11 protein-coding genes are annotated in these 12,380 nt (G+C 73.9%); 2 read left to right on the forward strand and 9 right to left on the reverse strand.

Annotated features, from left to right (window positions below; genetic code table 11):
* Positions 1-68: 68 nt before the first annotated feature.
* Both ABZY44_RS06415 and ABZY44_RS06420 read right to left on the reverse strand, forming a co-directional pair.
* On the reverse strand, positions 69-941 hold the full coding sequence (locus ABZY44_RS06415; RefSeq protein WP_356650491.1) for an alpha/beta hydrolase: 873 nt from the start codon (positions 939-941) through the stop codon (positions 69-71).
* A gap of 509 nt (positions 942-1,450) precedes the next feature.
* Positions 1,451-2,143 (reverse strand): metal-dependent transcriptional regulator, encoded by a 693-nt coding sequence (locus ABZY44_RS06420; RefSeq protein ID WP_356650493.1) that lies wholly within the window; start codon positions 2,141-2,143, stop codon positions 1,451-1,453.
* A 281-nt stretch (positions 2,144-2,424) separates the two neighbouring features.
* Between ABZY44_RS06420 and ABZY44_RS06425 the strand changes: the two genes are divergently transcribed.
* Positions 2,425-3,180 carry an SIS domain-containing protein gene (locus ABZY44_RS06425; RefSeq protein WP_356650495.1) on the forward strand — a complete coding sequence of 252 codons (756 nt, stop codon included), beginning with the start codon at positions 2,425-2,427 and terminating at the stop codon, positions 3,178-3,180.
* A gap of 75 nt (positions 3,181-3,255) precedes the next feature.
* On the opposite strand, the gene ABZY44_RS06430 is transcribed toward ABZY44_RS06425, so the two are convergent.
* The 3 genes from ABZY44_RS06430 to pdxH all read right to left on the reverse strand — a co-directional run bounded on the left by ABZY44_RS06430 (position 3,256) and on the right by pdxH (position 6,293).
* Entirely contained in the window at positions 3,256-4,605 is a 1,350-nt protein-coding gene (locus tag ABZY44_RS06430; protein WP_356650497.1) for a PAS domain-containing protein, read from the reverse strand.
* A 118-nt stretch (positions 4,606-4,723) separates the two neighbouring features.
* Complete coding sequence (locus tag ABZY44_RS06435) at positions 4,724-5,344, reverse strand: PH domain-containing protein (protein WP_356650499.1); 621 nt, start codon at positions 5,342-5,344, stop codon at positions 4,724-4,726.
* A gap of 304 nt (positions 5,345-5,648) precedes the next feature.
* Complete coding sequence (gene pdxH, locus ABZY44_RS06440; RefSeq protein ID WP_356650587.1) at positions 5,649-6,293, reverse strand: pyridoxamine 5'-phosphate oxidase; 645 nt, start codon at positions 6,291-6,293, stop codon at positions 5,649-5,651.
* 237 nt (positions 6,294-6,530) lie between these two features.
* Between pdxH and ABZY44_RS06445 the strand changes: the two genes are divergently transcribed.
* A complete protein-coding gene (locus ABZY44_RS06445) occupies positions 6,531-7,637 on the forward strand; it encodes a citrate synthase 2 (protein ID WP_356650501.1) in 1,107 nt (368 codons plus the stop codon).
* Positions 7,638-7,729: 92 nt separating this feature from the next.
* Here ABZY44_RS06445 and ABZY44_RS06450 read toward each other — a convergent pair whose 3' ends face one another.
* The 4 genes from ABZY44_RS06450 to ABZY44_RS06465 form a co-directional block, all read right to left on the reverse strand.
* On the reverse strand, positions 7,730-8,335 hold the full coding sequence (locus tag ABZY44_RS06450; RefSeq protein WP_356650503.1) for a TetR family transcriptional regulator: 606 nt from the start codon (positions 8,333-8,335) through the stop codon (positions 7,730-7,732).
* Entirely contained in the window at positions 8,323-9,057 is a 735-nt protein-coding gene (locus ABZY44_RS06455; protein WP_356650505.1) for an enoyl-CoA hydratase family protein, read from the reverse strand. Before ABZY44_RS06455 ends, ABZY44_RS06450 begins: the two co-directional genes overlap by 13 nt.
* A gap of 185 nt (positions 9,058-9,242) precedes the next feature.
* Positions 9,243-10,406, reverse strand: coding sequence for an acyl-CoA dehydrogenase (locus tag ABZY44_RS06460; protein WP_356650507.1), 1,164 nt, complete (start codon positions 10,404-10,406; stop codon positions 9,243-9,245).
* Positions 10,403-12,379 carry a biotin carboxylase N-terminal domain-containing protein gene (locus ABZY44_RS06465; RefSeq protein WP_356650509.1) on the reverse strand — a complete coding sequence of 659 codons (1,977 nt, stop codon included), beginning with the start codon at positions 12,377-12,379 and terminating at the stop codon, positions 10,403-10,405. The genes ABZY44_RS06460 and ABZY44_RS06465 overlap by 4 nt, the downstream gene beginning before the upstream one ends.
* Position 12,380: the final 1 nt, after the last annotated feature.

Below are 12,380 nucleotides of genomic sequence, written 5' to 3' on the forward strand. Positions count from 1 at the left end.
GCCCCGGACCGTCCACCGGGGCCCGGCCGGGCCGGGCGCCGCCCACCGCGGCGGCCGCCCGCCCGGCCTCACGCCGTCGCCCTGATCCCCTCCAGGAAGGGTTCCACCGCCGCCCGCCAGGCTGCCGGCTGGTCGTAGTGGAGGTAGTGGCCGGCGTCGGGGATTTCCGCGTACTGGCCCGCCGGGAGGACACGGACCATTTCCTGGGCCTCGGCCCGGCCCAGCTCCCCGTCCAGGCCGCGGACGACCAGCGTCGGGCAGCGGACCTGGGCGAGTTCCTCCCAGTGCGCGTCGTGGACCCACGTCTCCCGCACGGTCAGCATCTGGCGGCGCGAGAACAGCGGGCGCCAGCCGTCCTCGGCCTCGTGCATCACCTCGGCGAAGAACCGGCCCCGTCCGGGATCCGGCCGCTCCACGCGGGGGTCGTCCTCACCGAACCAGCGGCGGGCGGCGTCCTGCGTCGGGAAGGGGAGCGGCCAGCCGAGGAACCAGTCCTCCCACTCCTGCTGCGAGGCCTCGCCGAGTGCCGAGGCCCGCATGTCGCAGATGACGAGCGCCGCCACCAGGTCGGGCCGGCGGGCCGCGAGCTGCCAGGCGGTCAGGGCGCCCATGGAGTGGCCGATCAGGGTCACCGGGGCGAGCCCGAGCTGCTCGATGACGGCCTCGGCATCGGCCACGAACGCCTCGCGCCCCAACGGCGTCGAACTGCCCGGCGCGGCGGGCGGGCGCTCGCTCTGGCCGTGGCCGCGCTGGTCCAGGGCCACGACGCGGCGGCCCTCGGCGAGCCAGCGCGCGGTGCCCGCCCAGTGGAACGCGCGGCCCATCAGGCCGTGGAGTAAGAGGGCCGCGGGCTCGCCCGACGGCTCCGCGGCCGCTTCCCGGAACTCCCAGGCAGCCAGGCGTACGCCATCGGCTCCTGTCACATCGAAGCGCTGAACCACCGCCGATGCACCCCCTTCGCTCCCGGCCACAGTATCGAACCCGCATTCGAAAACCGGGTTCTCGCCGACAACACCGCTCTTTCGAGTGACCTTGCTCAAGGATTGGCCGCCGCTGCCGATGGAGATCCTTTCAACAGGGAGGCGGGCCGCTCGGGGAAGACGGTCCGAAGGGGACGACCTTGAGAGCTCGGGGCTCCAGGTCAACAGGGGAGGACTGGTCCCGGCGCCGAAAGGCGCCGGGACCATCCATACCGATCCGAGCCGGTCCACGACGATCGACACCGGCTTGATCCGCTCGCACAGGCGACCCTTTCGAACGTCCGTCCGTCAATCCCCATCGTGCGCGGCGCCTTCCCGCGTAGCGCTCCGTCGCCCCGCGCGATCCCCGCGGCGCTCGACCCCCAGCACTCAACGAGCGAGCACTCGACGAGTCAGCGTCCGAGGGGCCGACGCTTCCTCCATCAGCCCATCAGCCCATCCGTGCGTCAACGCCGCAACGCGTCGGCGCGTCAGCGCTTCGCCACGAAGACGTGGGAGGCGATGTCCGCCGCCAGCTCCGCGGCCTCGCCGCCGCTGCCGACGAGCACGCCGCCCGGCGACTCGGTCACGCTCACCACCGAGCCGGGCTGCACGCCCGCACGCCGCAGCGTGTACATCAGCTGCGCGTCCGTCTGGATCGGCTCCCCGATCCGGCGGATGACGACGGTCTTGCCCTCCGAGCCCGGGTCGAGCTCGGACAGGCTCACCATGCCGTCCTCCAGGAACGGGTCCGCCTCGGCCTTCTCCCCCAGCTCCTCCAGGCCCGGGATGGGGTTGCCGTACGGCGACTCGGTCGGGTGACGCAGCAGCTCCAGCACCCGCCGCTCCACCGCCTCGCTCATCACGTGCTCCCAGCGGCAGGCCTCGGCGTGCACCTGCTCCCACTCCAGGCCGATGACGTCGACGAGCAGACACTCCGCGAGCCGGTGCTTGCGCATCACGCGCGTCGCCAGCCGCCGCCCCTCCTCCGTCAGCTCCAGGTGCCGGTCGGTGGCGACGGCCACCAGCCCGTCGCGCTCCATCCGCGCCACCGTCTGGCTCACCGTCGGACCGCTCTGGTCGAGCCGCTCGGCGATACGGGCGCGCATGGGGACCACGCCTTCCTCTTCCAGCTCGAGGATGGTGCGGAGATACATCTCCGTGGTATCGATCAGTCCGGACATTCGTGCCCCTCGGATATCGTGCGCTGGCCCTGCACCCAATTCTGACGCATCGCGCCGTGAACCGTCCCGTGCCGGAGGTCAAGGCCCGATCCGGACGTGCACCGGACAGACGGGCGACACGCCGAGGTCACCTCCCCGCCCGTCTCCTCACGCCTCTCACCGGGCCTTTCGTCCCACGGGTTGACTCTCGTATTGACACGCCCTTGGTCCAGACCGCACGGTGAGCGGCGGACACGGACGACCACCTCACCCAACTCCCCACCCCGGAAGGCCATCGGCGTATGAGCGAGAGCAAGCTGGCCGGTCAGTTCTTCGACGCCGCGATCGGCCTGCTGGAGCGGGTACGGGACGAGGAGTCCGCGCGCATCGGCGAGGCCGGCGCGGCCATCGCGGACGCGGTCGCCGCGGGGAACAAGCTCTTCGCCTTCGGCGCCGGGCACTCCTCGCTCCCCGCGCAGGACGTCGTGTACCGGGCCGGCGGACTCGCCCTGATGAACTTCCTCGCCGTCCCCGGCACCGCGGGCATCGACGTCATGCCGGCCACCCTCGGCAGTGCCCTGGAGCGCGTCGACGGCCTCGCCGGGGCGGTCCTGGACAGCAGCCCGGCCTCCGACGGCGACGTCCTCGTGATCATCTCCCTCTCCGGACGCAACGCGCTGCCGGTCGAGATGGCCATGAACGCCCGCGCGATCGGCCTCAAGGTCATCGGCGTGACCTCGGTGGCGTACGCGACCGGGACCAAGTCCCGGCACGTCTCCGGCAGCTTCCTCAAGGACCACTGCGACATCGTCCTCGACAGCAAGATCGCGGTCGGCGACGCCGAGCTGACCCTCGACGGCATCGAGGCGCCCTTCGCGCCCGCCTCCACCGTCGTGACCAGCGCGATCATGCAGGCGGTCATGGCCGCCGCGGCCGGCGAGCTCGCCGCCCGCGGGCTCGAGCCGCCGCTGCTGCGCTCGGGCAACGTCGACGGCGGCCACGAGTGGAACGGCCGCGTCATGCAGGAGTACGGCGACCGGATCTTCTTCCGCCACTAGGCCGCCCCTTCCGGATCCGGCCGGATCCGGCCCTCACGCCCGGGCCCTCACGCCCGGGCCGTCACGCCCGGGCCCTCACGTCCCGAGCAGATCCAGGTCCGCCGCGACCCGGGCCGCGACCTCCTCCGCGTACGCCGCGTCCGCGCGCTCGAAGGCGGCCCGCGAAGGCCCGCGCAGGAACGTCAGCGTCCCCAGGCTCCGCCCCCGGCTGCGCAGCACCGTGCACAGCGCGTGCGCCGCGCCCTCGGGCCACCTCCGGTCCTGCGCCCACTGCCCGGCCGCCCGCCCATCGGCCTCCCCGGGCGGCACACTCGCGCGCACCGAGCCGGTCCGGTCCAGCGCTTGCACCGCCGGGTGCCCGGACTCGTACGGCACGGGGATCACCCCGGGCTCGGGCAGGCCCGGCAGCCCCGGCGGACACGCCGCCCAGCGCAGCAGCCGCCCCCGACCCGCGGCATCGGCACCGGAGCCGGTCTCCGGCGCGGGCCCGTGGTCCAGTACGTCGAGCAGTGCGTGCTCGGCGAAGCCCGCCAGGGCGAACTCCAGCCGCACGGCCGCCGCCTCCGCCGGGTCCTCGCACTCGGCGGCCGCCCGCCCGGCCCGGTACAGCTGGTGGGAGCGGAACCGCAGCTGCGCCGTGTCCAGTTGCGCCTGCCGGGCCTCGGTGACGTCCTGGAACAGCAGGCCGACCCCGAGCGGTACGGGTTCCTCCGCGAGCGGTGACGCGAGGCGCAGGAACCCGCACCGCCAGCACCGCCGCCGCACGCCCTCGGGGGTCCGTACCGACACCCACAGCTCCACGGGTGCCGGGGGCGCACCCTCGGCCAGTACGTGCTGCAAGGCCCCTTCCAGCTCCTCCACGCCCTGAGCCAGCAGCTCCCCCAGCGGCCGGCCGAGCAGCGCGCCGCGCCCGGAGCCGAAGGCGCGGGCGGCGTGCGCGTTGACGACGGCGGGGCGCAGGTCCACGTCGACGAGGACGACGCCCCAGGAGGCGTCGTCCATGAGGGACTCGCTCAGCGCGATGGCACGCTCCAGGTCGATCTGCGCGTGCACCTCGCTGAACGCGCAGTAGACCCCCGCCGGCCTCCCGTCCGCGCCCGGCACCCCGGCGGACTGGGTGCGGACGAGGACGCGCCCGCCGTCCTTGGTCAGCAGGGCGAACTCGTGCACCTGCCGGCCCGACACCTCCTGGGCGGACATGAGCCTGTCCTGCACGTCCTGCGCGTCGGCGGCCCGGACGGCCCACCCCGCGAACCCCTTGCGGCCCACGGCCTCGGCCGCGGACCAGCCCAGGATCCGCTCGGCCTCGCGGTTCCAGTGGGTGATCACGCCGTAGCCGTCGAACGCGCACAAGGCCGCGTCCATCCCGTCCAGCAGCGCTGCGAGCAGATCGTCGGCGGTCTCACTACGCCCGGAAGCAGTCACCTGGGCCCCCTACAGGTGTTCGCGTGTGCGGCACGTCACGCAATTGAACTGGAACGTGACGCAGCCCACATCCCGTTCCTGCAATCCTCCCGTTATGTCCCGTCTTCGGGGCTGCCGTTCAGCCGAGGAACACCACGGAGAGCGTGATGAGGGCGGCGGTCAGCACGGCGCCCGCGACGGGTACGCCCCATCGCGCCGACCCCGACCCCGTCCACCACTCCCGCCGGGCCGCGGCGCGGGCGATCCGCGCCTCCGCGTCCGGCTCCGGCCGCCACTGCGGCCCGCGCAGCTCGGTCCACAGCGACCTGACGAGGGCCGCCTCGGTACGGATCGCAGGCGTCTCGATTTCGTCGACGCACGGCAGCCCCACCCGCTTGCCGTCGGCGAGGTAGGCGCAGGCGAAGGCCCTCGGACCGCCCTTCGCCGCGGACCGCCCGGCCGGCGACTCGACCCGGATGTCGTGCAGCTCCGCCCAGCGCAGCCGCCGGACCAGCAGAACGTTGCGCACGGAGATCCCCTCGCGGTCGATCACCGTGAACCGGCGGGGGCGCGAGTACGCCAGGAACGCGATGAAGGCCGCCGTCATGACCGGGAGCGCCACTCTGAACCAGACCGGCAGGTGACGGGCGGCCGACATCTCGTAGACCCCCCAGAACCAGACGAGTGCCAGGAAGCCGTACGCCCTGGTCCCCGATCCCGGCCTGCTGCGGTACTCGCGCGGCAGCGCCACCTGCGTCATGTGCCCCCCTGGTTCGGCGGCCGGAATAAACAGTTGTCGCCCCGCGCCCGTGTGCCTAGGCTCTGTCGTACACGAGAAGGGAGGTGGTTGCCGCAATGTACGGAAACCGGACGCGTGAGGTGGCTGCGGGCTAAAGCGCCCGTTGTCGCACGCACCCAGTGCGGTGCCCGGCGGAGTCGCCGGCGCCAATCCCAAGCAGTCACCCGACCCGCGGGCTCGCCGGTACGTCCGGCCGGCTTCTCCCACTGCAGGGGGAGAGACCCGAGCCCGCGGGTCGCCTGCGTTCGCGGGCGCCGCGGGACCCTCAGGGGCAGAGGCGCTCCACGCGCCACGTCCCGGCCCCGCCGGCCTCGGAGCCTGCGTCCAGGACGTACTTCAGACGGTCGTGCAGGCGGTTCTCGTGGCCCTGCCAGAACTCCACCGCGTCGGGCACCACCCGGATGCCGCCCCACTGCGGCGGGACCGGGACCTGCTCGCCCTCCGGGTAGCGGGCCTCCAGCTCCGCGTAGCGGCGGTCCAGCTCCGCGCGCGAGGCGACGACCGTCGACTGCTCGCTCGCCCAGGCGCCCAGCTGGGAGCCGTGGGGGCGGGAGCGGAAGTACGCCGCCGTCTCGTCTCGGCCGATGCGCGCGGCCGTGCCGGTCACGACGACCTGGCGGGCGATCGGGTGCCAGGGGAAGAGCAGCGAGACGAAGGGGTTCGCGGCGATCTCGAGGCCCTTGCGGGAGCCGTAGTTCGTGAAGAAGACGAAGCCGCGCGCGTCGAACCGCTTCAGCAGCACCGTGCGGGAGCTGGGGCGCCCGTCGGGCGTCGCCGTCGAGACGATCATGGCGTTGGGCTCGAAGACGTTCGCCTCGGCCGCGTCCTTGAACCAGTGGGCGAACTGGCCCATGGGGTCTTCGGCGAGGCTCTCCTCGGCGACGAGGTGGGAGCGGTACTGCTTGCGCATGACGGCTGGGTCATGGTGCTGATCGGTCACACGGCCATCCTGCCCCAGCAGGGCGGATACGAGTGTGCCGTATGTCACGCTTCCCCGCGCCATGGGGAACGGACAAAATCTTGGGGCCGGTCCGACGGTCCCGTACGGGTGACCATCGGCCGTTCCGGGCATCAACGGGGATGACCGCGCCGGACCGCGAATCACGCCGGGAGCCGCGCGTGTTCGCACTATTTGAGGAGCCGCCTGATGTCCGACTTCGTACCCGGGCTCGAAGGAGTCGTCGCGTTCGAGACGGAGATCGCCGAACCCGACAAGGAGGGCGGGTCTCTGCGCTACCGGGGCGTCGACATCGAAGACCTCGTGGGCCACGTCTCCTTCGGGAACGTCTGGGGTCTGCTGGTCGACGGTGCCTTCAACCCCGGCCTGCCGGCCGCCGAGCCCTTTCCCATCCCGGTCCACTCCGGTGACATCCGGGTGGACGTGCAGTCCGCCCTCGCCATGCTCGCCCCGGTGTGGGGTCTGAAACCGCTCCTCGACATCGACGAGCGGACCGCCCGCGACGACCTGGCGCGCGCGGCCGTGATGGCACTGTCGTACGTCGCCCAGTCCGCCCGCGGCCAGGGCCGGCCGATGGTCCCGCAGAGCGAGATCGACAAGGCCGAGTCCGTCGTCGAGCGGTTCATGATCCGCTGGCGGGGCGAGCCGGACCCGCGCCACGTCAAGGCCGTCGACGCGTACTGGACCTCGGCCGCCGAGCACGGGATGAACGCCTCCACCTTCACCGCGCGCGTCATCGCCTCCACCGGCGCCGACGTCGCCGCCGCCCTGTCGGGCGCGGTCGGGGCCATGTCCGGGCCGCTGCACGGCGGGGCGCCGTCCCGCGTCCTCGGCATGATCGAGGAGATCGAGCGCTCGGGCGACGCCACGGCCTACGTGAAGCAGGCGCTGGACAAGGGCGAGCGGCTGATGGGCTTCGGCCACCGGGTCTACCGCGCCGAGGACCCGCGCGCCCGCGTGCTGCGGCGTACGGCCAAGGAGCTGAACGCCCCCCGCTACGAGGTGGCGGCCGCCCTGGAGAAGGCCGCCCTGCAGGAGCTGCACGAGCGCCGCCCCGACCGGGTGCTCGCGACCAACGTGGAGTTCTGGGCCGCGATCATGCTGGACTTCGCGGAGGTCCCGGCGCACATGTTCACCTCGATGTTCACGTGCGCCCGTACCGCCGGCTGGTCGGCGCACATCCTGGAGCAGAAGCGCACGGGCCGCCTGGTCCGCCCCTCGGCCCGCTACACCGGGCCGGGCGTGCGCAACCCGCACGAGATCGCCGGCTACGCCGACATGGCCGAGACCGCCTGATCCGGGCAGGCCGGCGCAGGCTGCCACCGCACAGGGCCGCCGCGATCGACGGGCGCCGCACCCCTTCCGGGGGTGCGGCGCCCGTCGCGCGTTCACGGCGTGAGGGTCGCGTCCAGGATCCGGGACCACTGGGCGACCACGCGGGCCCGGCGGGCGGCGTCGTCGGTGATGACGTTGGCCAGGCCCAGGCCGCGGGCCATGTCGAGCAGGCCCTGCACGGTCTCCCGTACGCCGGGGACCGACTCGTCCGCGCCGAGCAGCTCCACCGCGATGCGGTGGGTCTCGCGGCCCAGGCGGGCTTCCAGCTCGGCCACGCGGGGGCGCAGCGGTTCCTCGTGTGAGGCGGCGACCCACAGCTGGAGGGCGGCGCGGAACATCGGGCCGGTGTACAGGTCGATGAGCGCGGCGACGACGTCGGCGCGGGCGGCGCCCGCCGCGCCGTGGGGGAAGAGGTCCCGCAGCGCGGCGGAGCGCTCTTCGGCCATGTACTCGACGGCGGCCGTGAAGAGTTCCTCGCGGGTGCGGAAGTGGTGCTGGGCGGCTCCGCGCGAGACCCCGGCGCGCTCGGCGACGACGGAGACGGTGGAACGGGCCCAGCCCTGTTCGGCGAGGCAGGCGACGGCGGCCTCGAGCAGGTGCCGGCGGGTGACCCGGCTGCGGGCCTGCTTGGGGCCGCCGGTCGCGGTCAGCGCAGCCACGAGGGGTCCCGGCGCTCGAAGCGGGCGGTGATGCCCTCCCGGGCCTCGGCGGAGGCGAAGTGGCGGGCGGACAGCTCGGTGAGCGCGGCTCCGTCCCGTTCCAGGGCGGTCCTCACTCCTTCGGTGACCAGGCGCTTCGTCGCCGCGAGCGCCAGCGGTCCGGCCTTGGCCAGGCCGGCCAGGACGGGGGCGAGGACCTGGTCCACGTCGTCTCCGTGGAGGGTCAGCAGGCCGATGCGGGCGGCTTCGGCGGCGTCGAAGGTCTCGGCGGTCAGGAAGTAGCGGGCGGCGGCGCGCGGGTCCAGGCGCGGGAGCAGCGGCGCGGAGATGACGGCCGGGACGACGCCGAGGTGGGTCTCGGTGAAGGCGTACGTGGACCCGGGCCCGGCGGCGGCGATGTCGCAGACGCCGAGGAGCCCGAGCCCGCCCGCCCTGACGTGTCCGGTGACGCGGGCGACGACCGGCAGCGGGAGGTCGTTGATCTCCCGGAGCAGGGCCAGGAAGTCGGCGGGGTCGCAGGGGGACTTGAGGTCGGCGCCGGCGCAGAACGTGGTGCCGGTGTGCGTGAGGACGACGGCCCGCACGGCCGGGTCGGCGGCGGCCGCGGCGAGCTCTTCGCGCAGCTGGGCGACGAGGTCGGCGGAGAGCGCGTTGCGGTTGGCCGGGGAGTCGAGGGTGAGCGTGGTGAGGGGCGCTCGCGCGGCGTGGACCAGTGGGGGCATGTCTCCTCCGGAGGGGTGGTTCGGTCGGGAAGTATCCCCTGCGGGGAGGGGGTCGCCTGCGGTGGGGGCGGGCGGGGGCGGGGTACCGCTGCGCGGGCCCGTCCCCCACCCTCCCCCGGACTCCGTCCGGGGACCCCTTCTTCCGCCGTTGCCCGGGCTCCGCCCGGACGCGGCGACGGGGGCGGTCAGTACGACTTCGGCAGGCCCAGCGTCTGGTGGGAGACGAAGTTGAGGATCATCTCGCGGCTGACGGGGGCGATGCGGGCGACCCTGGAGGCGACGATCAGGGCGGCGAGGCCGTATGCGCGCGTGAGGCCGTTGCCGCCCAGGGTGTGGACGGCCTGGTCCACCGCCCGTACGCAGGCCTCGCCGGCCGCGTACTTTGCCATGTTCGCGGCCTCGCCGGCGCCCATGTCGTCGCCCGCGTCGTACAGCAGGGCGGCCTTGCGCATCATCAGACGGGCCAGTTCCAGTTCGATGTGGGCGGCCGCGAGGGGGTGGGCGATGGCCTGGTGGGCTCCGATGGGCTCCTTCCACACCTGGCGGGTCTTCGCGTAGTCGACGGCCTTGGCGAGGGCGTAGCGGCCCATGCCGATCGCGAAGGCGGCGGTCATGACGCGCTCGGGGTTGAGGCCGGCGAAGAGCTGGAGGAGGCCCGCGTCCTCGTCGCCGACGAGGGCGGAGGCGGGAAGGCGCACGTCGTCCAGGACCAGTTCGAACTGCTTCTCCGCCGCGTGCAGTTCCATGTCGATGACGGAGCGGGTGAAGCCGGGGGTGTCGCGCGGGACGATGAACAGGCAGGGCTTGAGGCGGCCGGTCCTGGCGTCCTCGGTGCGGCCGACGATGAGGGTGGCGTCGGCGATGTCCACGCCGGAGATGAAGACCTTGCGTCCGGTCAGCACCCACGCGTCACCGTCCCGGCGGGCGGTGGTGGTGATGCGGTGGGAGTTGGATCCGGCGTCGGGCTCGGTGATGCCGAAGGCCATGGTGCGAGTGCCGTCGGCGAGGCCGGGCAGCCAGGCACGCTTCTGGGCCTCGGTGCCGAAGCGGGCGATGACCGTGCCGCAGATGGCGGGAGAGACCACCATCATGAGGAGGGGGCAGCCCGCGGCGCCCAGTTCCTCCAGGACGATGGAGAGCTCGGCGATGCCGCCGCCCCCGCCGCCGTACTCCTCGGGGAGGTTGACCCCGAGGTAGCCGAGCTTGGCGGCGTCCGCCCACAGTTCGTCCGGGTGGGCGCCCTCGTCGGCGACGCGGGCGAGGTACTCGCGGCCGTAGCGCTGCCCGAGGGCGGCGACGGCGGCGCGCAGGGCCTTGTGCTCATCGGATTCCACAACGGTGTTGCTCATGCGGGCGGTTCCTCCTGGACGACGGCGAGCAGGGCGCCGAATTCGACCTGTCGGCCGGTGACGGCGTGGAGCGCGGTGAGCGTGCCGGAGGCCGGAGCGAGGATGCGGTGCTCCATCTTCATGGCCTCCAGCCAGAGCAGGGGCTGCCCGGCGGTGACGGAGCTGCCGGGGGCGAGGCCCTCGGCGACGCGGACGACGGTGCCGGGCATGGGGGCGAGCAGGGAGCCCGGTTCGGTGCGGTCCTGGGGGTCCGCGAACCGGGGTACGGGGGTGAGGGTGTGGCCGCCGCCGTACGCGGAGTCCACGTAGATGTCGCCGGGGCCGCCGGCGCCCGTCCCGTTCGTAGGACGTCTCACGTGGAACACGCGCCGGACGCCGTCGACTTCGAGGGTGACGCGTTCGGGCGCGGCGGCCAGGACGCGGACGCCGGGCCGGTCCACGAGCTCCGGGGGCCCGCTGCGGGCGTGGTGGTAGCGGACCTCGTACGCGGCGCCGTCGGCGGCGCCCGCCAGGATGTACCGCCGGGTCTGGGGCTGGGAGCGCAGGTTGCGCCAGCCGCCGAGGCGGGCGCCCAGCGGGGCGTCCGGGGCGGGGGAGGCCTCCGCGAGGGCGGCGGCCAGCGCCGAGAGCGCGGGGGCCGGGTCGTCCGGGGCGGCTTCGGTGAGGACGGGCAGGTGGCGCCCGTAGAAGCCGGTGTCGAGCCGCGCGGCCGCGAAGTCCGGGTGCCGCAGCGACCGTACGAGGAGCTCCCGGTTGGTGGTGAGCCCGTGGATCCGGGCTCCGGCGAGGGCGGCGGCGAGGGCGCGTACCGCCTCGGCGCGGGTCGGGGCGTGGGCGACGACCTTGGCGAGCATCGGGTCGTAGTGGACGGAGACGGTGTCCCCGTCGGCGTACCCGGTGTCCACGCGGACCTCGCCGGGAACGGCGAGGGTGTGCAGGACCCCGGTCTGCGGACGCCAGTCCCGGGCCGGGTCCTCGGCGTAGAGACGGGCCTCGACGGCGTGGCCGGCGGGCTGCGGAGGGGTCGCCGGCAGGGCGGCGCCCTCGGCGATCCGCAGCTGGAGCGCGACGAGGTCGATCCCGAAGACGGCTTCGGTGACCGGGTGTTCCACCTGGAGGCGGGTGTTCATCTCCAGGAAGTACGGACGCCCGTCGGCGGTGACGAGGAACTCCACGGTGCCCGCGCCCTCGTAGGAGACCGCGCGCGCGGCGGCCGTGGCCGCCTCGTACAGGCTCGCGCGCAGGGTTTCGGGCAGTCCGGGCGCCGGGGCCTCCTCGATGACCTTCTGGTGGCGCCGCTGGAGGGAGCAGTCGCGGGTGCCGAGCGCCCAGACGGTGCCGTGGGAGTCGGCGAGGATCTGCACCTCGACGTGGCGGCCCCGCTCGATGTAGGGCTCGGCGAAGACCTCGCCGTCGCCGAAGGCGGAGCGCGCCTCGGCGGAGGCCGCCTCCAGCTCTTCCTCGAGCGCGTCCAGGTCCCGTACGACCCGCATGCCGCGGCCTCCGCCGCCGGCCGCCGCCTTCAGGAGGAGGGGGAGTTCGGCGGAGGTGGCCCCGTGCGGGTCGACGGGGTCGAGGAGGGGGACCCCGGCGGCCCGCATGATCTCCTTGGCCCGGGTCTTGGAGGCCATGGCCTCGATGGCGGCCGGCGGCGGTCCGACCCAGGTGAGCCCGGCGGCCCGCACCGCGCGGGCGAAGCCGGCGTTCTCGGAGAGGAATCCGTAGCCGGGGTGGACGGCGTCGGCCCCGGCCGCGAGGGCGGCCTCGATGACCAGGTCGCCGCGCAGGTAGGTGTCCGTGGGGGACGCGCCGGGCAGCCGTACGGCCGCGTCGGCGGCGCGGACGTGCAGGGCGTCCGCGTCGGGGTCCGAGTGGACGGCGACGGTGTCCAGGCCCAGCGCCCGGGCGGTGCGCAGGACGCGGACGGCGATCTCGCCGCGGTTGGCGACGAGGAGCGAGGTCAGGTTCGTCATG

The sequence above is a fragment of the Streptomyces sp. NPDC006544 genome (assembly GCF_040611715.1).
Taxonomy (GTDB): domain Bacteria; phylum Actinomycetota; class Actinomycetes; order Streptomycetales; family Streptomycetaceae; genus Streptomyces.